Below are 20,271 nucleotides of genomic sequence, written 5' to 3'. Positions count from 1 at the left end.
GGAGTATTGCAATGCCCCAGGTCACCATGCGTCAGATGCTGGAAGCCGGCGTCCACTTCGGCCACCAGACCCGCTACTGGAACCCGAAGATGGCTCCGTACATCTTCGGCGCCCGCGGCAAGATCCACATCATCAACCTGGAAAAGACCGTCCCGCTGTTCAACGATGCGATGAACTTCATCTCGTCGGTTGCCCAGAAGCGCGGCACCGTCCTGTTCCTGGGCACCAAGCGCAGCGCCCGCGAAACCATCAAGGAAGAAGCCGAGCGTTGCGGCATGCCGTTCATGAACCAGCGTTGGCTGGGCGGCACCCTGACCAACTTCCGTACCGTCAAGCAGTCGGTTGCCCGCCTGAAGGAACTGGAAGCCGGTGAAACCGACGGCACCTTCGAGAAGCTGGTCAAGCACGAAGTGCTGGGCCTGCGTCGCGAGCGCGACAAGCTGGAAGCCTCGCTGGGCGGCATCAAGGACATGAACCGTCTGCCGGACGCCATCTTCGTGATCGACATCGGCCACGAAGACATCGCGATCAAGGAAGCCAAGAAGCTGGGCATCCCGGTCATCGCCGTGGTCGACACCAACTACAACCCGGAGCTGGTGGACTACGCCATCCCGGGCAACGACGACGCCATCCGCGCTGTGCAGCTGTACGCCCGCGCCGCTGCCGACGCCGTGCTGGAAGGCAAGGCTGCTGCTCCGCACGCTGCTTCGGTGCGTGAGGAAGAGTTCGCCGAAGCCGCTGCTGAAGGCGAAGAGAAGCCGGCCCGCCGCGCTCCGGCCAAGAAGGCTGCCAAGAAGGGCGACGACGCCCAGGCCTGATCCAGGCCCCGGGGTGGACGCCCGGCGTCCACCCTCCCTGCGCGCAGCCTTTGGCGCGTGACAGGACCGTGTCACACGGGCCGGCCACCATGCCGGCCCAACCCCTTTCTTTCGTGAGGTAATCCCGTGGAAATCACTGCTTCCCTGGTCAAGGAACTGCGCGAGCGCACCGGCGCCGGCATGATGGAATGCAAGAAGGCTCTCACCGAAGCCAACGGCGACATCAACGCTGCTGCTGAAGCCATGCGCAAGTCCGGCGCTGCCAAGGCCGACAAGAAGGCTGACCGCGTGGCCGCCGAAGGCCGTCTGGGCCTGGCCCAGGATGGCGGCAAGGCCGTGCTGGTCGAAGTCAACTCGGAAACCGACTTCGTCGCCAACGATGACAACTTCAAGTCCTTCGTCAATGCCGTCGCCGCTGCCGCCCTGGCATCGGGCGCCAACGACGTCGAAGCCGTGAAGGCTGCCAAGCTGGCCGATGGCCGCACCGTTGAAGAAGCCCGCGCCACCGCCGTGCAGACCCTGGGTGAGAACATCCAGATCCGTCGCATGGTGAAGGTTGATGGCAACAACACCATCGGCGCCTACGTCCACACCAACGGCAAGGTTGGCGTGCTGGTCGACCTGGTCGGCGGCGACGTCGAGCTGGCCCGTGGCCTGGCCATGCACGTGGCAGCCCTGAAGCCGCCGCACAACAAGGCTGCGGACGTCCCGGCCGAGTTCGTCGAGAAGGAAAAGGAAATCGAGCTGGCCAAGATGTCCGAAAAGGACAAGGCCAAGCCGGCCGAGATCCTGGAAAAGATCATCAGCGGCAAGATCAACAAGATCGTCAGCGACGTGACCCTGTACGGCCAGACCTACGTGCTGGGCGACACCACCGTCGAGCAGGTGGTCAAGGCCGCTGGCGCCGACGTGGCTGGCTTCAAGCTGCTGATCGTCGGCGAAGGCATCGAGAAGGTGGTGGAAGACTACGCCGCTGAAGTTGCCAAGGCGATGCAGGTCTGATTCCAGCCTTCCGGCTGTGAAGCGACCAGAAGGAGCCGCGGGAAACCGCGGCTCTTTTTTTATGTATGGGCCAAGGGATGAACCCATGCCCCATCGGCGGGTGCGCACCGTTGGTGCGCACAACCGGCACCTTTGCGTTGCGCGCGAATCAAGCCGATACTCGGCGCAGGGAATCCACAGTCACATAGCAGGAACGAAAATCGCGGACTGTGATGCATTCCTAGGTATTCTTGTCCCAATGGAATTGAACGACCCGACATGCCTCCCGAGCTGACAGCTGCCCTGGCGCTCTGCCGCAACCTGCCCTCGCCACCCGGTATTGCCCTGCGCATCATCGAGCTGGCCCAGGACCCGGAAGCGGACATCGCCACCGCCGCCGACATCATCGCCATCGACATGGCGCTGAGCGCTCGCATGCTGCGCATCGCCAATTCACCGCTGTACGCCAGCCGCCGCCGCATCGAGAACCTCGGCCAGGCGCTGACCATGCTCGGCCTGAATGCCACGATCAGCCTCGCCCTCGGCTTCACCGTCACCCAGGGCCTGACCGGTGGCGGCGGTGCCGACCACGACCTGCGCCAGCGCGCGTGGAAGCGCAGCATTCTCAGCGCCCTGGCCGCCAGCCAGCTGGGCCAGGCGCGCGGCCTGCGCCGGCTGGAGGAACTGATGCTGGCCGGGCTGCTGCAGGACCTGGGCGTGCTGTGCCTGGCCCAGGCCGAATCGGAGCGCTACCTGCCACTGCTGCGCGAAGCCCGTGACAATACCGATCTGGTCGCACGCGAGCGCGAGGAACTGGGCTGCAGCCACGCCGATGTCGGCGCCTGGGTGGCCGAACAGTGGGGCCTGCCGCGCTACCTGGTGGAGAGCATCAGCCACAGCGAGGACGACGACGCTGCCGATTCGCCGTTCCAGGCATGCGTGCAGCTGTCCGGCGCTGTCGCCGACATCTGGCTGGACGAAGACGCCGATGCCGCCCGCGAACGCGCTCTGCACCAGGTGCATGACCGGCTGGAGCTCGACAGCGCCCGTTTCGATCAGGTGCTGACCCGCATCAGCGATGCCCTTCCGGATATCGCCAGCCTGTTCGAGGCCGGCCTGAACTCGCCCTCGCGGGTCCGTGAGCTGATCGACCACGCGCAGGAACTGGCCACCCTGCGCAACCTGCGCGAGCTGCAGGATGCCGATCAGGCACGCCGCCGCGCCGACGAATTCGAGGCGCGGGCCAAGCGCCTGGCCGACCAGGCCCACCGCGACGCCCTCACTGGCGTGCTCAACCGCCGCCAGCTGGAGGCGGTGCTGGAACAGGAGTTCCTGCGCGCCGGGCGCCAGGGCTGGCCGCTGTCGGTGGCCTTCATCGACCTGGACGACTTCAAGAAGATCAATGATGCCCACGGCCACCTGACCGGCGACGAGGTGCTGCGCGCCTTTGCCGGCAAGCTGCAGGGCCAGCTGCGCAACAGCGACACCGTGGCCCGCTTCGGTGGCGAGGAATTCGTCGCGCTGCTGCCCAACACCAGTGAATCGGTGGCGCTGGACGTGATCCGGCGTGTGCTGGCCAACATCGTCGCCACGCCGATGGCCGAGCTGGAGGGAGGCCCGCTGTTCGTCACCTTCTCCGCCGGCGTGGCCACCCAGGGCGGCTACGAACGCTTTGCCGACGTGCAGGACCTGCTGCGCGCCGCCGACGATGTGCTGTACCGCTCGAAGAACCTGGGCCGCAACCGGGTGATCGCCCGCTCCCCCGGCGCCCTCGGCCACGACGAGCTTTCAGCCACCGCCGGCGCCGAGCTGGGCTGAACGGGACGCCCCGCGTGAGCGGGGCGGACGGCAGGATTTCGCGCCGCAGTGCACAAAACACTTTGGCCCAACGCCGCATGCGCGTAGAATCGCCCGCGATTTCCACGCACCCGAGGTCCCTATGTCCAAGCTCGCCTATCGCCGCATCCTTCTGAAACTGTCCGGGGAGGCGCTGATGGGAGATGAGGACTACGGCATCGACCCGAAGATCATCAATCGCCTGGCCCGTGAGGTCATCGAAGCCCAGCAGGCCGGTGCCGAAGTGGCGCTGGTGATCGGCGGCGGCAACATCTTCCGCGGCGCCGGCCTGGCCGCTGGCGGCATGGACCGGGTCACCGGCGACCAGATGGGCATGCTGGCCACGGTCATCAATGCCCTGGCCATGCAGGACGCTCTGGAAAAGCTGGGCGCCAAGGCCCGCGTGATGAGCGCGATCAAGATCAACGACGTGTGCGAGGACTACATCCGCCGCCGCGCCATCCGCCACCTGGAAAAGGGCCGCCTGGTGATTTTCGCCGCCGGCGTCGGCAGCCCGTTCTTCACCACCGACTCCGGCGCCGCGCTGCGTGCGATCGAGATCGGTGCCGACCTGCTGCTGAAGGCCACCAAGGTCGATGGCGTGTACGACAAGGACCCGAACAAGCACAGCGACGCGGTCCGTTTCGACAGCCTGAGCTACGACGAAGTGATCCGCCGCGGCCTGGAAGTGATGGATACCGCGGCCTTCGCACTGGCCCGCGACAGCGACCTGCCGATGCGCGTGTTCGACATGGGCCAGCCGGGCGAGCTGCTGAAGATCCTCAGCGGCGAGAACATCGGCACCCTGGTCCAGGGCCGCGACCCGGCCTGAGCCTGAGCGCCAGGCGAGCTCCGGGCCGATTCTGGCCCGGCAGCGTCCCGTATTCGCCTATAATCGCCCGATTCCAGTTACACCCAGGACCGGGCGATGCTCAACGACATCAAGAACAACGCGCAGACGCGCATGGCCAAGAGCATCGACGCTCTGAAGCACACCCTCACCTCGATCCGCACCGGCCGCGCCACCCCGGCCCTGCTGGACCGCGTCACGGTCAGCGCCTATGGCAACGCCAGCACCCCGCTGAACCAGGTCGCATCGATCTCCAACGCCGACGCCCACTCGCTGCTGGTCACGCCGTTCGACAAGAGCATGATCAAGGAGATCGAAAAGGGTCTCTACAACGCCGAGTTCACCCCGAACACCCTGGGCACCGCGATCCGCATCAACATGCCGCCGCCGACCGAAGAGCGCCGCAAGGAGCTGGCCAAGCAGGTGCAGAAGGAAGGCGAAGGCGCCAAGATCGCGATCCGCAACATCCGTCAGGACGCGAACAAGGAAATCGCCAAGCTGGTCAAGGACAAGGCGATCAGCGAAGACGAGAAGAAGCGCGGTGAGGACGACATCCAGAAGTTGACCGACACCAACATCAAGGACGTCGACAAGGTCGTTGCCGACAAGGAAAAAGAACTGCTGTCGGTCTGAAGTCGATGCCTTCAGTCCCGCCTCCGTTGCCGGCCGCCCTGCCCCGCCACATTGCCATCATCATGGATGGCAATGGACGCTGGGCACAGCAGCGCCGTCGTCCGCGCGTGATCGGCCACCGCGCCGGCGCGCGTGCGGTCAACCGCACCATCGAGCGCTGCCTTGAGCTGGGCATTCCGGCGCTGACCCTGTTCGCGTTTTCCAGCGAGAACTGGGGCCGGCCGCAGGAAGAAGTCGATGCGTTGATGAAGCTGTTCCTCGGCGCGCTCGACCGCGAAGTGGACGAGCTGCATCGGCGTGGCGTGCGCGTGCGCTTCATCGGCGAGCGCGAACGCTTCGGTGCCGGGCTGGTCAGCCGCATGCAGCTGGCCGAGCAGCGCACCGCAGACAACACCACCCTGACCCTGTCGATCGCCGCCAGCTACGGTGGCCGCCAGGACATCGCCCGTGCCGCGCGCGCGCTGGCCGCTGAAGTCGCCGCCGGCCGCCTGCTGCCCGAACAGATCGACGAATCGCTGCTGGGCAGCCAGGTCGCCCTGGCCGACCTGCCGCCACCGGACCTGTTCATCCGCACCGGTGGCGACACCCGCATCAGCAACTTCCTGCTGTGGCAGCTGGCGTACACCGAGCTGTGGTTCACCGAGGCACTGTGGCCAGACTTCGATCCCGCCCTGCTGCAGCAGGCGCTGGACGCCTACGGCAGCCGTGAGCGTCGTTTCGGCCTGACCAGCGCCCAGATCGCCGCACTGGCCACCGAGACTTCCAGCCCATGACCAAGACCCGAGTCCTTGCCGCGCTGATCATGGCGCCGGTCGCCATTGCCGCGATCCTGCTGCTGCCGACCCAATGGCTGGCAGCGGCGGCCGCTGCGGTGCTGCTGATCGGCCTGTGGGAGTGGCTGAAGCTGGCCGGCATCGAAGACACTCTGGCGCGCACCGTGCTGCTGGTACTGAACCTGCTGCTGATGGTGCTGCTGGTGTGGGCCGATGGCAGCACGCTGGTGCTGTTCCAGATCACCACATTGGCCGGTGTTGCCTGGTGGCTGGCGGCGCTGGTCTGGCTGCGCTTCTTCAATTTCGGCGCGCAGCCGTCGGCACCCTCGCGCATCGTGAAGATGCTGGCCGGTACGCTGGCCATCGTCCCGGCCTGGGCCGCGCTGGTGCTGATCCATGCCGGCGGCGATCCGCCGGGCAAGCAGGGCCACCTGTGGCTGCTGGCTGCGCTGGCACTGGTCTGGGCGGCCGATTCGGGCGCCTATTTCGCCGGCCGTCACTTCGGCAAGCACAAGCTGGCCCCGCGCATCAGCCCCAACAAGACCTGGGAAGGCCTGTTCGGCGGCCTGCTGGCCGGTGTCGCTGTGGCCGTCGGCCTGGGCTGGCTGGCCGGCATCGATACCGCACACCTGCTGGGCCTGCTGATCACTTCGGTGGTGGCGGTGTTCGCCTCGGTGCTGGGTGATCTGTTCGAAAGCCTGATCAAGCGCCACGCCGGCGCCAAGGACTCGGGCCACCTGATTCCGGGCCATGGTGGCGTACTCGACCGTGTCGACGGCGTCCTGGCTGCAGTGCCGGTGTTCGCACTCGGCAAGGAAATCTTCGGGTTCTGACCATGAATGCTGTCGCAGACCTGCGCCGGGTCGCCGTATTCGGCGCCACCGGCTCGATCGGTGCCTCCACGCTGGACGTGATCGCCCGCCACCCGCAGCGCTACCAGGCCACCGTGCTGGCCGCCGGTCGTCAGGTGCAGGCGTTGCTGGCACTGTGCCGCCAGCACCGGCCCGCGCACGCGGTGATCGCCGACGAATCGCTGTTCGCTGAGCTGCGCGATGGCCTGCGCGATGCCGGACTGGCCACCGAGGCGCATGCCGGCCATGCCGCGCTGGACCAGCTGGCCGCCAGCGATGCCTGCGACACCGTGGTCGCGGCCATCGTCGGTGCGGCCGGGCTGTCTTCCACCCTGGCCGCCGCCGCCGCGGGCAAGCGCATCCTGCTGGCCAACAAGGAATCGCTGGTGCTGGCCGGTGAGCTGCTGACCCGCACCGCTGAACGCGCCGGCGCCGAGATCATCCCGATCGACAGCGAACACAGCGCGATCTTCCAGTGCCTGCGCTCGCGCGATGCCAGCGTCGATGGCGCCGGCGTGCGCCGCATCCTGCTGACCGCCTCCGGCGGCCCGTTCCGTGGCCGCAGCCGCGCCGAACTGGCCCAGGTCACCCCGGCCCAGGCCGTTGCCCACCCGAAGTGGTCGATGGGGCCGAAGATCTCGGTCGATTCGGCGACGTTGATGAACAAGGGCCTGGAAGTGATCGAGGCCCACCACCTGTTCGGCATCCCCGGTGAACGCATCGAAGTGCTGGTGCACCCGCAGAGCCTGGTCCACTCGCTGGTCGAGTTCGTGGACGGCTCGACCCTGGCGCAGATGGGCCTGCCGGACATGCGCACCACCCTGGCCGTTGGCCTGGGCTGGCCACAACGCATTGAATCGGGCGTATCCGGGCTGGATCTGCTGGCCCAGGGCCGGCTCGATTTCGAGGCCCCGGACACCGACGCCTTCCCCTGCCTGGCCCTGGCCTGGCAGGCGATGCAGGCCGGCGGCACCGCCCCGGCGGTGCTGAACGCTGCCAATGAAGAGGCGGTTTCAGCGTTTCTTCAGGGCCGGATCGGTTTCCTGACCATCCCGGAGCTGGTTGCTAACGCTCTTTCAACACTGCCGACCCAGCCAGCCGATACACTGGAGGTCCTGTTGTCCGCCGACCAGCGGGCACGCCAGCTGACCCTGAACGCCATCGACGCCGCCTGAACGACCGCCTCGCCCAGCATGACGACGCCGCCCCTGCCCGCCACTGTGAGCCTGCATGACTGACTTCATCGGATCGGTCTGGTGGATGATTGTCAGCCTCGGGCTGCTGGTCACGTTCCACGAGTTCGGGCATTACTGGGTCGGGCGCCTGTGCGGGGTCAAGATCCTGCGCTTCTCGGTCGGCTTCGGCCGGCCGCTGTGGTCGCGCCGGGACAGGCACGGCACCGAGTTCGCCATCGCCGCCATCCCGCTGGGTGGCTATGTGAAGTTCCTGGACGAGCGCGAGGTCGAAGTGCACCCGCACGAGCGCGGCCAGGCCTTCAACCACAAGACCGTCTGGCAGCGCATCGCCATCGTCGCTGCCGGACCGATCGCCAACCTGCTGCTGTGCATCCTGCTGCTGTGGGCGATGTTCGTGATCGGCAAGCAGGATTATTCGCCGACCATCGGCCGTGTCAGCGGCATCGCCGCCAGCGCCGGCCTGACCAGCGGCGACCGCGTGCTGCGCGTGGACGAGCGCCCGGTGGTCACCCTCGGCGAGGCCAGCATGGCGCTGACCGCCGCCGCGATGGACCGCCGCGACGTGAAGCTGGAAGTGCTGGACCCGGCCGACCAGGTGCGCGTGCGCAGCCTGCCGCTGTCGCAGCTGCCCCCCGGCTTCGATGAACGGCGCGTGCCGATCCTGGCTGGCCTGTACTGGCAGTCGTGGCTGCAACCGGCGCTGGTCGAGTCGCTCACCGCGGACTCCGTGGTGGCCGGGCAGCTGCAGCCGGGCGATCTGATCGTAGCGATCGACGGCCAGCGCATCGACGGCGCCGACCAGGTCATCGGCGAGATCCAGACGCTGGGCCGCGCCGGCGGCCCGGGCATGATCGAGGTCCTGCGGGGCGGCGAGCGCCTGGCGCTGGAAGTCACCCCGCGCCAGGGCAAGGATTCAAAGGGCGAGCCGATCTGGCAGATAGGCGTGCAGTTCCCGACCTCGTTCAGCCCTCCCTACGACACCCTGCTGCGCTATGGCCCGCTCGACGCGGTCACCGTGGCCGTGCGCGAAACCGGCCGCCTGGCGGCCGATTCGCTGGGCATGATGGGCCGCATCGTCACCGGCAAAGCCTCGCTGCAGAACGTTTCCGGGCCCGTCACCATCGCCCGGGTAGCCAACATCTCGGCCAAACGCGGCCTGGACTGGTTCCTGCAGTTCCTTGCCCTGCTGTCACTCAGCCTGTGCATCATCAACCTGTTGCCGATCCCGATCTTGGACGGCGGCCACCTGCTGTATTACCTTATCGAGTTGGTCAAGGGCAGCCCGCTGAGCGAGCGTGCCATCGCCGCCGGCCAGTACATCGGCCTGGCGTTGCTGGCCGGGCTGATGGGGTTGGCGTTCTACAACGACATCCTCGGCCTGGTCCCGCGATGAACTTTTCCACGTTGTTGCCGTCTACAGCGTCGGCATCCCGCACCAATGAAATCGACCTTCCTACCGGACGTGACATGACGCGACTCCCCAATCGCCGCCTGCTGGCCCTCGCCCTCGCCGCCGTCACCGGCGCTCCCGCCCTGGCCCAGGCAGCCGAGCCCTTCACTGTCAGCGACATCCGCGTGGATGGCCTGCAGCGCATCAGCTCGGGCACGGTATTCACCTACCTGCCGGTGGAGCGTGGTGAGACGGTCACCGACAACAAGGTCGGCGAGACCATCCGCGCCCTGTACAAGACCGGCTTCTTCGAAGACGTGCAGCTGGACCGCCAGGGCAGCATCCTGGTGGTGACCGTCAAGGAACGCCCGGCGATCAACAAGCTGACCGTGACCGGCAACAAGGACATCAAGTCCGAGCAGCTGCTCAAGGGCCTGTCCGACATCGGCCTGACCGAGGGCGGCACCTTCGATCGCCTGAGCCTGGATCGCGTGACCCAGGAACTGCGCCGCCAGTACAACGACCGCGGCAAGTACAACGTCGAGATCACCCCGACGGTGAGCCCGCTGGACCGCAACCGCGTGGACATCGCGATCGCCATCAAGGAAGGCAAGGCGGCCAAGATCCGTCACGTCAACCTGGTCGGCACCGAGAAGTTCGAGAGCAAGGACATCCTGGAGACCTGGGAGTCCAAGGAGCACAACTGGGCATCGTGGTACCGCCGTGACGACCAGTACTCCAAGGAAAAGCTGTCCGGCGACCTGGAAAAGCTCAATTCCTGGTACCTCGACCGCGGCTATGTCGACTTCAGCATTGATTCGACCCAGGTGTCGATCAGCCCCGACAAGCGCGACATGTTCCTCACCGCCGGCGTGACCGAAGGTGCGCAGTACAAGATCTCCGAGATCAAGGTCAGCGGCGACACGATCCTTCCGCAGGAGGACGTCGAGCGCATGGTGATCCAGAAGTCCGGCGACACGTTCTCGCGTGCGCTGCTGGAATTCAGCTCGGACACCATCACCAACTCGCTGTCCAACATCGGCTACGCGTTCGCCAAGGTGAACCCGATCCCGACCACCAACCGCCCCGACCAGACCGTGGCGATCAACATGCAGGTCGTGCCCGGCCCGCGCGTGTCGGTGCGTCGCATCCTGTTCCGTGGCAACACGCGTACGTCCGACGAAGTGATGCGTCGCGAAATGCGCCAGTTCGAGAACAGCTGGTACTCGCAGGCCGCGATCGACCGCTCCAAGATCCGCCTGCAGCGCCTGGGCTACTTCGAGTCGGTGGACGTTGAAACCCCGGCCGTGAGCGGCAGCAACGACCAGGTCGACGTCGTCTACAACGTCAAGGAAACCACGTCCGGCAGCTTCGTGTTCGGCCTGGGCTACTCGCAGTCCTACGGCATGACCACCTCGGTGCAGCTGTCGCAGAACAACTTCCTCGGCGGCGGCAACCGCGTGTCGGTCGAAGCCTCGCGCAGCAGCTACCTGCAGCGCTACGGCTTCAGCTACACCAACCCGTACTTCACCGATGACGGCGTGTCGCTGGGCTACAACCTGTCCTGGCGCGAACTGGACTACTCCGACTTCAACACCGCGCAGTACAACAGCACCAATGGTTCGGCGCAGGTGGTGTTCGGCGTGCCGATCACCGAGACCGATACCGTCTCGCTGATGTTCGGCATCGACAGCAACCAGATCACCACCTACCCAGGCTCGACGCCGCAGTCGATCATCGACTACATCAACGTACTGGGCAGCAAGACCTTCCATGCATGGCGCACGGAGCTGGGCTGGGCACGCGACTCGCGCAACGACTACTTCATGCCGACCCGTGGTACCTACCAGCGCGTTGGCCTGGAAACGACGCTGCCGGGCTCGACCATCGAGTACTACAAGCTGAACTACCAGATCAGCAAGTACTGGCCGATCATGCCGTCGCTGGTCATCAATACCCGCGCCGAAGTGGGTTACGGCGACAGCTATGGCAGCGACAAGACCGCGATGGTGCCTGACGAGGCCGGCAACCTGCGTTCGGTCACAGCCAAGGGCCTGCCGTTCTACGAGAACTTCTACGCCGGTGGCACCAACTCGGTGCGCGGCTTCGAGGACAACACCCTCGGCCCGCGCGAAGTGACCCGCGGTTATCCGGAAGGCCAGCCGCTGGGTGGTTCGCTGAAGACCGTCGGTTCGGTCGAAGCCTACTTCCCGCGCCTGTTCGACAGCCCGTCGGCACGCGTGTCGGCCTTCGTCGACTTCGGCAACGTCTACACCGGCGTGGACAACTTCAAGGCCAACGAACTGCGCGTGTCCACCGGTGTGGCCCTGCTGTGGCGCGCCCCGGTCGGCCCGATCTCGATCAGCTACGCCTTCCCGCTGAAGAAGGAAGACGATGACAAGATCGAACGTCTGCAATTCACGTTCGGTGGCCAGTTCTGAGGAACGTCGTTCCTCAGAACTGATCCACCTCCGGTGAATTGCCCGCGCATTTCACCTATCCCCCGCGCCGTTGGCGCGCCCCCCTTAACAAAGGGGGGCTCTCCACCAGACGGGGTGCGAAGCGCCGGGCATTGCCCGGCGTTTTCGTTTGGCCTGGATGCCGGAAGCGCCCGCTCTGCTTTTGATCTTTTCTGTTTTTCCGTGGCTGGCACTCGCGCCACGCCCTCGGAGGTCGGACGGGGTGGGGCTGCGGGGGTGTGAGCCGCATGGATGCGGCGACCAAGGCTACATGGACGTACTTGCGCCGCCCCCCGCAGCCCCGCCCCGTCCGACCCAGCCCATGACACTGGCTCTGCCGGCCGCGAGGGGCCCTGCCGTTGGCTGCATGACCGCCCCGCATGACCGCAATGCCGTCACACGTTAAACTCCCGCCGTGAATACTCCCACCTACACCGCCCAGCAACTCGCCGAGCAGTTCGGCCTGCAGGTCCATGGCGACCCCGCCACCGCCATCCATGGCGTGGCCACCCTCGCCCATGCCGGTCCTGGCCAGCTGACCTTCCTCGCCAACCCGCGCTACCGCGCCCAGCTGGCCGACAGCCAGGCCTCGCTGGTAGTCCTGCGTGCCGACGACGCCGAGGCCGCCCCCGGCGCCGCGCTTGTGGCCAAGGACCCGTACACCACCTTCGCCAAGATCGCCGCGCTGTTCGACATCGCGCCGACGCGCCCGCCGGGCATCCACCCCAGCGCCGTCATCGATCCCAGCGCGCAGGTCGCCGCCAGCGCGCATATCGGCCCGTTCGTCTCCGTCGGCGCACGCAGCGTGGTCGGCGAAAACTGCATCATCGGCACCGGCAGCGTGATCGGCGAAGACTGCAGCCTGGACAACGGCTGCGAACTGATCGCGCGGGTCACCCTGGTCACCCGGGTCAAGCTCGGCAAGCGGGTTCGTGTGCATCCCGGTGCCGTGCTCGGCGCCGATGGCTTCGGCCTGGCCATGGACGCCGGCAAATGGATCAAGGTGCCGCAGCTGGGCGGCGTGCGCATCGGCGATGACTGCGAGATCGGCGCCAACACCTGCGTCGACCGCGGTGCGCTGGAAGACACCGTGCTGGACGAAGACGTGCGCCTGGACAACCTGGTGCAGATCGCGCACAACGTGCAGATCGGTGCGCACTCGGCCATCGCCGGCTGCACCGGCATCGCCGGCAGCGCCAAGATCGGCCGCTACTGCCTGCTCGGCGGCCACGTTGGCGTGGTCGGCCACCTCGAGATCTGCGACAAGGTCGTGATCACCGGCAAGTCGGTGGTTCGCAATTCCATCCATGAGCCGGGCGAGTACTCGTCCGGCACCCCGTTGACCGACAACCGCACGTGGCGCAAGAACGCCGCGCGCTTCAAGCAGCTGGACGCATTGGCTCGCCGCGTCCTGGCTGCTGGCAAGGAGAAAGAATGAACGACACGCTGCAGCTTCCGATCGACGTCTGCCAGATCCAGGAACTGCTCCCGCACCGCTACCCGTTCCTGCTGGTGGACCGGGTGCTTGAGCTCGACATCGACGCCAAGCGCATCCTTGCGCAGAAGAACGTCAGCATCAACGAGCCGTTCTTCCAGGGCCACTTCCCGGGCCGCCCGATCATGCCCGGCGTACTGATCATCGAAGCGCTGGCGCAGGCCGGTGGCGTGATGACCCAGCTGACGCTCGGCCGCGATGCGCAGTCCAAGCTGTTCTACATGGTCAAGGTGGAAAATGCCCGCTTCAACAAGCAGGTCGTTCCCGGCGACGTGCTGATGCTGGATGTGCAGATGAAGCGCCTGATCCGCAACATGGGCTGGTACTACGGCGAAGCCAAGGTCAACGGTGAAGTCGTTGCCTCGGCCGAAGTCATGTGCGCCGGCGCCAAGGGCTGATCCACTGGAGGCAGGAATGACTGACAACGCACCGCGGATCCACCCGACCGCCGTCATCGACCCGGCCGCGCGCCTGGCCGATGACGTCCAGGTGGGCGCGTTCACCCTGATCGGGGCCGATGTGGAAATCGGTGCCGGCACGGTGATCGGCCCCCACTGCAGCATCCACGGCCCGACGAAGATCGGCCGCGACAACCGCTTCATCGGCCACGCAGCCGTCGGTGGCGAACCGCAGGACAAGAAGTATGCAGGGGAGCGCACCGAGCTGGTGATCGGCGACCGCAATGTGTTCCGCGAGTTCGTCACGCTGAACCGTGGCACCGGCGGCGGCGGCGGCATCACCACCATCGGCGACGACAACTGGATGCTGGCCTACACGCACGTGGCGCATGACTGCCATGTCGGCAACTTCTGCGTGTTCTCCAACAACACCACCCTGGCCGGCCACGTGACCGTGGGTGACTACGTGATCATCAGCGGCTTCGCCGGGGCCCACCAGTTCTGCCGCATCGGTGCGCATGCCTTCCTCGGCATGGGCGCGCTGACCAATGGCGATGTTCCGCCGTTCACCATGGTCGGCACCGATTCGTTGGGCCGCCCGCGCGGCATCAACAGCGAAGGGCTGAAGCGCCGCGGCTTCGACGCCGAGCGCATTTCCGCCATCAAGCGTGCCTACCGCACGCTGTACGTGGCGGGCCTGCCACTGGCCGAAGCCAAGGTGCAGCTGACCGAACAGGCGCGCGACAGCGATGACGTGAAGGCCATGCTGGACTTCATCGAGCACGCCGAGAGGCCCTTGCTGCGATGAGCAGCACGACCGGCCAGGCGCCGGCCGGCGCCGCCGTGATTCCGCTGGCCTCGATGGCCGGCAGCGTCCCCGCGCAGCGGGTGCTCAGCGAGCGCCCCTTGCGGATCGCGCTGGTGGCCGGTGAGGCCTCCGGTGATCTGCTGGGTGCGGGACTGGTGCGCGAACTGAAGGCACGCTTTCCGAATGCCGAGTTCGCCGGCATCGGTGGCGATGCCATGCGCAGCGCCGGCTGCCTGACCTGGCACGATGCCAGCGAGCTGGCGGTGATGGGCCTGACCGAAGTACTGCGCCATCTGCCACGTCTGCTCAAACTGCGTTCCGCGTTCCGCCAGCGTGCGCTGGAATGGCAGCCGGACGTGTTCATCGGCATCGACGCGCCCGATTTCAACCTGGGCATCGAACGCTGGCTGAAGCAGCGCGGCGTGCGCACCGTGCATTACGTGAGCCCCTCGGTCTGGGCCTGGCGCGAGAAGCGCGCCGAGAAGATCGGCAGCAGCGCCGACCTGGTGCTGTGCCTGTTCCCGATGGAACCGCCCATCTATGCCAAGCACGGCATCGACGCGCGTTTCGTTGGCCATCCGATGGCCGATGACATCCCCCTGCAGGGCAACCGCGAGGAAGCGCGCGCCGCGCTTGGCCTGCCGACGTCGGCCAAGGTGCTGGCGGTGTTGCCAGGCAGCCGCCTGGGCGAAATCTCGCGCCTCGGTGAACCCTTCTTCGAAGCCGCCTGGCAGGTCTCCGAGCGCATCCCCGGCCTGCACGTGGTGGTGCCTGCCGCCAACCCCGCATGCAAGCGGCTGATCGAAGAGCAGCTGTCGCGCTCGGCGCTGCCGGTCGCGTACTCGCATGTGCTCGACGGCCAGGCGCGCAACGCCATGATCGCGGCTGACGTGGTGGTGCTGGCGTCCGGTACCGCGACCCTGGAGGCGATGCTGGTGAAGCGGCCGATGGTGGTCGGCTACCGTGTCAACGAGCTGACCTACCGTCTGGTCAAGGCATTCGGCCTGATCAAGGTCGACCGCTTCGCCCTGCCCAACATCCTGGCCGGCCAGGACCTGGCACCGGAGCTGATGCAGCATGACTGCACGCCGGACAAGCTGGCTGCGGCCATCCAGCAATGGTTCGACCACCCGCAGCGGGTGACCGACCTGCAGGACACCTATGCCCGCCTGCATGAGCGCCTGCGCCGCAATGCGTCGGCACGTGCCGCCGACGCCGTCGGCGAGCTGCTGATGCGCGACCAGGCCCAGGCATGAGCCGCCGCCACGCCGCAGCGGCCAGCCTGACCCTGTTCGATGGCGCGGCGGTGGTCGAGCCGGAGCGCCTGGTCGCCGGCGTCGACGAAGCCGGTCGTGGCCCGCTGGCCGGGCCGGTCGCGGTGGCGGCCGTGGTGTTCGACCCGGCACGGCCGCGCATCAACGGCCTGGACGATTCCAAGCAGCTGACCGCGGCGCGCCGCGAGCAGCTGCATGACCGCATCATCGAGCGCGCCCTGGCCTGGCATGTGGTGCTGGTGGACGTGGACACCATCGACCGTCTGAACATCTACCAGGCCACCCTGCAGGGCATGCGCGACGTGGTCGCAGCGGTCGCCCACGTGGCCGGCTTCGCGCGCATCGATGGCAACGTGGTGCCCAAGGGGCTGGTACTGCCGGCGCAGGCGCTGGTCGGCGGCGATGGCATCGACCGCGCGATCATGGCCGCCTCGATCCTGGCCAAGGTCTCGCGCGACCGCTACATGCAGGCGGTGCATGCCCGCCATCCACAGTACGGCTTCGAGCAGCACAAGGGCTATGGCACCCCGGCCCACCTGGCCGCCCTGCGCGAGCACGGCCCCTGCGTGGAGCACCGGCGCAGCTTCGCCCCGGTGCGCGAGTGCCTGGAAACAGCGCCAGCCCCCGCGATCACAGCCATCGCTTGAACAACGGCTGCCGGGTATCGTCCGGCGCTTTCACGGCAATGTGAACGCCTCCGCTGGCGCCGGGCCATGCCCGGCGACATTCGCGCAATCGGCGCACCGTCAAGTCCTTGTCGCTTCCCCCTGCCCTCGCTACCCTGACCGGGCACTCCAGCGCATCCCGACCCCGGCGACGATCTTCCGTCAGCACCCGGGGCCCGCGCGCTCCAACCTGGTCCGGCATGTCCAACTCCCGCTTCGTACATCTCCACGTCCACACCGAGTTCTCGCTGGCGGACTCGACCATCCGCGTGCCGGCCAAACCCGACCAGGCGGACCCGAAGAAGGCCAAGCAGGCCAACCTGCTGTCGCGCTCGGTCGAGCTCGGCCTGCCCGCGCTGGCGGTGACCGACCTCAACAACCTGTTCGCCCTGGTCAAGTTCTACAAGGCCGCCGAAGGCGTGGGCATCAAGCCGATCGCCGGCGCCGACGTACTGATCGCCGAGGAAGGCCAGGACCCGTGGCGGATGACCCTGCTGTGCCGCGACCGTGAGGGCTACCTGAGCCTGTCGCGCCTGCTGACCCGCGCCTGGATGGAAGGCCATCGCCCGGAAGGCGGCGTGGCAATCCACCCGGACTGGCTGAAGGCCGGCAACGCCAACCTGTTCGCACTCGCTGGCCGGCAGAGCCTGGCCGGGCGCCTGGCGTTGGACGGCAAGCATGAACTGGCCGAGCAGCAGCTGGCCGACTGGCAACGCGTGTTCGGCGACGGTCTGCACCTGGAGCTGACCCGCACCGGCCGCGAGGGCGAAGAAACCTTCAACCAGTTCGCGCTGATGGCCGCCGGCCAGCGTGGCCTGCCGGTGGTGGCCAGCAACGACGTGCGCTTCCTGTCGCCGACGGATTTCAGCGCGCACGAAGCGCGCGTGTGCATTTCCACCGGCCGCGTGCTGGACGACCCCAAGCGCCCGCGCGAGTACAGCGACCAGCAGTACCTGAAGTCCGCCGAGGAGATGTGTGCGCTGTTCGCCGACATCCCCGATGCGATCGACAACACGCTGGCGCTGGCCGAACGCTGCAACATCGAGATGCGGCTGGGCACCTACTTCCTGCCCAACTACCCGGTGCCGGACGACGAGACCCTGGACACCTGGATCCAGAAGATGTCGCGCGATGGCCTGGAAGAGCGCCTGGAGAAGAATCCACTGGCGCCGGGCAAGACCCGCGAAGAGTATTTCGAGCGCCTGGAGTTCGAGCTCAACACCATCATCAAGATGGGCTTCCCGGGCTACTTCCTGATCGTGGCCGACTTCATCCAGTGGGGCAAAAACCAGGGCATTCCGATCGGCCCGGGCCGTGGTTCGGGTGCCGGTTCGCTGGTGGCGTGGGCGCTGAAGATCACCGATCTGGACCCGCTGCCGTACAACCTGCTGTTCGAGCGATTCCTCAATCCCGAACGCGTGTCGATGCCCGACTTCGACATCGACTTCTGCATGGACCGCCGCGACGAGGTGATCGACTACGTTGCGCGCAAGTACGGGCGCGAGCGCGTCAGCCAGATCATCACCTACGGCACCATGGCCGCCAAGGCGGTGGTGCGCGACTCCGGCCGCGTGCTCGGTTTCCCGTACGGCCTGGTCGATGGTGTCTCCAAGCTGATCCCGAACATCCTCGGCATCCACCTGAAGGATGCGCTGGGCAAGGGCAAGGAAGGCCCCAGCTCGGAAATGGCCTCGCCGGAGCTGATCCAGCGCTACGAGACCGAGGACGATGTCCGCGACCTGATCGACCTGGCGCTGCAGCTGGAAGACCTGACCCGCAACGCCGGCAAGCACGCCGGTGGCGTGGTGATCGGGCCCGAGCCGCTGAGCGAGTTCTGCCCGCTGTACGCCGAACACGACGAGAACGGCCTGGGCAAGAACCCGGTCACCCAGTTCGACAAGAACGACGTGGAAGAAGTGGGCCTGGTGAAGTTCGACTTCCTCGGCCTGCGCACGCTGACCATCATCGACTGGGCGGTGAAGGCGATCAACAAGCGCCATGAGCGCGCCGGCATTCCGCCGGTGGACATCGCCGCGATCCCGCTGGACGACACGCCCACCTACAAGGACATCTTTGCCAACGGCAATACCGGCGCGGTGTTCCAGTTCGAATCCTCGGGCATGCGCCGCCTGCTGAAGGACGCGCGCCCCGACCGTTTCGAAGACCTGATCGCGCTGGTGTCGCTGTACCGCCCCGGCCCGATGGACCTGATTCCGTCGTTCAACGCGCGCAAGCACGGCCAGGAAGAAATCATCTACCCCGATCCGCGCACCGAAGCGATCCTGAAGGACACCTACGGCATCATGGTGTACCAGGAGCAGGTGATGCAGATGGCGCAGATCGTCGGCGGCTACTCGCTGGGCGGCGCCGACCTGCTGCGCCGCGCGATGGGCAAGAAGGTGCCGGCCGAAATGGCCAAGCACCGCGAGATCTTCCGCGAAGGCGCGGCCAAGGACGGCGTGGACGAGGCCAAGGCCGACGCGATCTTCGACCTGATGGAGAAGTTCGCCGGCTACGGCTTCAACAAGTCGCACGCCGCTGCCTACGCGCTGGTCAGCTACCAGACCGCATGGCTGAAGCGCCATTACCCGGCCGAGTTCATGGCGGCCACGCTGTCCTCGGACCTGGACAACACCGAGAAAGTGGTCGGCTTCCTCGACGAAGTGCGCAACCTCGGCCTGACCGTGCTGCCGCCGAAGGTGAACCACTCCGCCTTCATGTTCGAAGCCGTGACCCCGGACACCATCCAGTACGGGCTTGGCGCGATCAAGGGCGTCGGCCAGGGTGCCTGCGAGGCCGTCGTGGACGAGCGCCTGAAGGGTGGCGACTACAAGGACCTGCTCGACTTCTGCACCCGCGTCGGATCGGCCAAGCTCAACCGGCGCACGCTGGAAGCGATGATCAACTGCGGCGCACTGGATGAGCTCGGGCATAACCGCGCCTCGCTGATGCTGCAGCTGCCGGAAGTGATCAAGGCCACCGACCAGATGGCGCGCGAACGTGCGTCCGGGCAGAACTCGCTGTTCGGCGGCCCCGACCCGAGCGCGACCACGATCCAGCTGGACCTGCCCGAAGCCGAGGAATGGCCGCTGCTGCAGCGCCTCAATGGCGAGCGCGACACGCTGGGTTTCTATCTCAGTGGCCACCCGTTCGATCCCTGGCGCGACGATGTGCGCGACCTGGTCGGCAACGACCTGGGCTCGGTGGAGAAGATCTGGAGCGCCAACAGTGGCGGCGGCGGCGGCGGCGAGAAGCGCTGGCGCCCGGAAGTACAGACCGTGCTGGCCGGCCAGGTGGTCGGCGTGCGCCGCAAGGGCGAGAGCCAGATCTTCATCCAGCTCGAGGATGGCCGCGGCCGCGTCGAGTGCAGCGCATTCTCCGACGCGATGGCCGAGTTCGGCCACCTGATGACCAAGGACCGCATCCTGGTGGTCAAGGGTGGCCTGCGCGAGGACGAGTTCAACGGCGGCTTCGCGCTGCGCATCCGCCAGTGCTGGGACTTCGACGAAGTCTGCGCTAACTACGCCACGCGGCTGTCGCTGCGCCTGGACCTGCGCCAGCAGCGCCCGGTCTGGGAACGCATTGATGCGCTGCTCGACCGCCATCGCCCCGGCCGCACGCCGCTGCGCCTGGATCTGCTGCTGAAGGGTCCGCAGGGCGGTGTCGCCGGCATGCTCGATGTGTCCGGGCAGAGCGCGGTACGCATCGATTCCAAGCTGATGGAGGCGCTGCGCGCCGACCCCGCCGTGCGCACCCTGAAGGTGCGCTACAGCCCGCCGTGGGCCAGCTGAAGCTGGCTCCCTGGTTTTGCTGAAACCCCTGCTTTCCCGTTCCATGTATCAAG

The 20,271-nt window shown here is 66.8% G+C and carries 16 protein-coding genes; all 16 read left to right on the top strand.

Features of this window, described 5'->3' with window-relative positions; all coding sequences use genetic code 11:
• The first annotated feature begins 11 nt into the window (after window positions 1-11).
• The 16 genes from rpsB (at window position 12) to dnaE (ending at window position 20,218) form a co-directional block, all read left to right on the top strand.
• Window positions 12-818, top strand: a complete 807-nt coding sequence (rpsB, locus tag ACZLIB_RS07225; protein ID WP_005408748.1) for a 30S ribosomal protein S2 — start codon at window positions 12-14, stop codon at window positions 816-818.
• Window positions 819-944: 126 nt separating this feature from the next.
• Entirely contained in the window at window positions 945-1,820 is an 876-nt protein-coding gene (gene tsf, locus ACZLIB_RS07220; protein WP_032127939.1) for a translation elongation factor Ts, read from the top strand.
• Between the two features lie 258 nt (window positions 1,821-2,078).
• Window positions 2,079-3,617 (top strand): GGDEF domain-containing protein, encoded by a 1,539-nt coding sequence (locus tag ACZLIB_RS07215; protein ID WP_049399536.1) that lies wholly within the window; start codon window positions 2,079-2,081, stop codon window positions 3,615-3,617.
• Window positions 3,618-3,738: 121 nt separating this feature from the next.
• Window positions 3,739-4,467: a UMP kinase gene (pyrH, locus tag ACZLIB_RS07210; protein WP_010486325.1), complete on the top strand. Its 729-nt coding sequence runs from the start codon at window positions 3,739-3,741 to the stop codon at window positions 4,465-4,467.
• Window positions 4,468-4,563: 96 nt separating this feature from the next.
• Window positions 4,564-5,118: a ribosome recycling factor gene (frr, locus tag ACZLIB_RS07205; protein WP_032127942.1), complete on the top strand. Its 555-nt coding sequence runs from the start codon at window positions 4,564-4,566 to the stop codon at window positions 5,116-5,118.
• A 5-nt stretch (window positions 5,119-5,123) separates the two neighbouring features.
• Window positions 5,124-5,891 carry a polyprenyl diphosphate synthase gene (gene uppS / locus ACZLIB_RS07200; RefSeq protein WP_032127943.1) on the top strand — a complete coding sequence of 256 codons (768 nt, stop codon included), beginning with the start codon at window positions 5,124-5,126 and terminating at the stop codon, window positions 5,889-5,891.
• Window positions 5,888-6,724, top strand: a complete 837-nt coding sequence (locus ACZLIB_RS07195) for a phosphatidate cytidylyltransferase (protein ID WP_478469495.1) — start codon at window positions 5,888-5,890, stop codon at window positions 6,722-6,724. The genes uppS and ACZLIB_RS07195 overlap by 4 nt, the downstream gene beginning before the upstream one ends.
• Before the next feature lie 2 nt (window positions 6,725-6,726).
• Entirely contained in the window at window positions 6,727-7,917 is a 1,191-nt protein-coding gene (locus ACZLIB_RS07190; protein WP_049399539.1) for a 1-deoxy-D-xylulose-5-phosphate reductoisomerase, read from the top strand.
• Between the two features lie 55 nt (window positions 7,918-7,972).
• Window positions 7,973-9,331, top strand: a complete 1,359-nt coding sequence (gene rseP, locus ACZLIB_RS07185; protein ID WP_032127946.1) for an RIP metalloprotease RseP — start codon at window positions 7,973-7,975, stop codon at window positions 9,329-9,331.
• A 74-nt stretch (window positions 9,332-9,405) separates the two neighbouring features.
• Window positions 9,406-11,769, top strand: a complete 2,364-nt coding sequence (bamA, locus tag ACZLIB_RS07180; protein WP_049399545.1) for an outer membrane protein assembly factor BamA — start codon at window positions 9,406-9,408, stop codon at window positions 11,767-11,769.
• Window positions 11,770-12,202: 433 nt separating this feature from the next.
• The gene (lpxD, locus tag ACZLIB_RS07175; protein ID WP_010486339.1) at window positions 12,203-13,225 is read left to right on the top strand and encodes a UDP-3-O-(3-hydroxymyristoyl)glucosamine N-acyltransferase; all 1,023 of its coding nucleotides are present in this window, start codon (window positions 12,203-12,205) and stop codon (window positions 13,223-13,225) included.
• Window positions 13,222-13,680, top strand: coding sequence for a 3-hydroxyacyl-ACP dehydratase FabZ (gene fabZ, locus ACZLIB_RS07170; protein ID WP_005408737.1), 459 nt, complete (start codon window positions 13,222-13,224; stop codon window positions 13,678-13,680). Before lpxD ends, fabZ begins: the two co-directional genes overlap by 4 nt.
• 16 nt (window positions 13,681-13,696) lie before the next feature.
• Window positions 13,697-14,488, top strand: coding sequence for an acyl-ACP--UDP-N-acetylglucosamine O-acyltransferase (gene lpxA, locus ACZLIB_RS07165; protein ID WP_032128327.1), 792 nt, complete (start codon window positions 13,697-13,699; stop codon window positions 14,486-14,488).
• A gap of 53 nt (window positions 14,489-14,541) precedes the next feature.
• Window positions 14,542-15,744, top strand: coding sequence for a lipid-A-disaccharide synthase (lpxB, locus tag ACZLIB_RS07160; RefSeq protein ID WP_100437555.1), 1,203 nt, complete (start codon window positions 14,542-14,544; stop codon window positions 15,742-15,744).
• The gene (locus ACZLIB_RS07155) at window positions 15,741-16,409 is read left to right on the top strand and encodes a ribonuclease HII (RefSeq protein ID WP_032128329.1); all 669 of its coding nucleotides are present in this window, start codon (window positions 15,741-15,743) and stop codon (window positions 16,407-16,409) included. Before lpxB ends, ACZLIB_RS07155 begins: the two co-directional genes overlap by 4 nt.
• 218 nt (window positions 16,410-16,627) lie before the next feature.
• Window positions 16,628-20,218 (top strand): DNA polymerase III subunit alpha, encoded by a 3,591-nt coding sequence (gene dnaE / locus ACZLIB_RS07150; protein ID WP_478469493.1) that lies wholly within the window; start codon window positions 16,628-16,630, stop codon window positions 20,216-20,218.
• Window positions 20,219-20,271: the final 53 nt, after the last annotated feature.

Source organism: Stenotrophomonas sp. 220_Sma (assembly GCF_056487375.1).
The sequence above is the reverse complement of the archived record's forward strand: the minus strand, read 5'-3'. Positions and strand labels throughout refer to the sequence as shown.

What these genes read in the sequence shown, in the direction of transcription:
- uppS (WP_032127943.1), top strand. Translation starts at nt 5,124, where the DNA reads ATGCCTTCAGTCCCGCCTCCGTTGCCGGCCGCCCTGCCCCGCCACATT.
- ACZLIB_RS07190 (WP_049399539.1), top strand. Translation starts at nt 6,727, where the DNA reads ATGAATGCTGTCGCAGACCTGCGCCGGGTCGCCGTATTCGGCGCCACC.
- frr (WP_032127942.1), top strand. Translation starts at nt 4,564, where the DNA reads ATGCTCAACGACATCAAGAACAACGCGCAGACGCGCATGGCCAAGAGC.
- ACZLIB_RS07215 (WP_049399536.1), top strand. Translation starts at nt 2,079, where the DNA reads ATGCCTCCCGAGCTGACAGCTGCCCTGGCGCTCTGCCGCAACCTGCCC.
- rseP (WP_032127946.1), top strand. Translation starts at nt 7,973, where the DNA reads ATGACTGACTTCATCGGATCGGTCTGGTGGATGATTGTCAGCCTCGGG.
- fabZ (WP_005408737.1), top strand. Translation starts at nt 13,222, where the DNA reads ATGAACGACACGCTGCAGCTTCCGATCGACGTCTGCCAGATCCAGGAA.
- bamA (WP_049399545.1), top strand. Translation starts at nt 9,406, where the DNA reads ATGACGCGACTCCCCAATCGCCGCCTGCTGGCCCTCGCCCTCGCCGCC.
- lpxB (WP_100437555.1), top strand. Translation starts at nt 14,542, where the DNA reads ATGGCCGGCAGCGTCCCCGCGCAGCGGGTGCTCAGCGAGCGCCCCTTG.
- ACZLIB_RS07155 (WP_032128329.1), top strand. Translation starts at nt 15,741, where the DNA reads ATGAGCCGCCGCCACGCCGCAGCGGCCAGCCTGACCCTGTTCGATGGC.
- pyrH (WP_010486325.1), top strand. Translation starts at nt 3,739, where the DNA reads ATGTCCAAGCTCGCCTATCGCCGCATCCTTCTGAAACTGTCCGGGGAG.
- rpsB (WP_005408748.1), top strand. Translation starts at nt 12, where the DNA reads ATGCCCCAGGTCACCATGCGTCAGATGCTGGAAGCCGGCGTCCACTTC.
- dnaE (WP_478469493.1), top strand. Translation starts at nt 16,628, where the DNA reads ATGTCCAACTCCCGCTTCGTACATCTCCACGTCCACACCGAGTTCTCG.
- ACZLIB_RS07195 (WP_478469495.1), top strand. Translation starts at nt 5,888, where the DNA reads ATGACCAAGACCCGAGTCCTTGCCGCGCTGATCATGGCGCCGGTCGCC.
- lpxA (WP_032128327.1), top strand. Translation starts at nt 13,697, where the DNA reads ATGACTGACAACGCACCGCGGATCCACCCGACCGCCGTCATCGACCCG.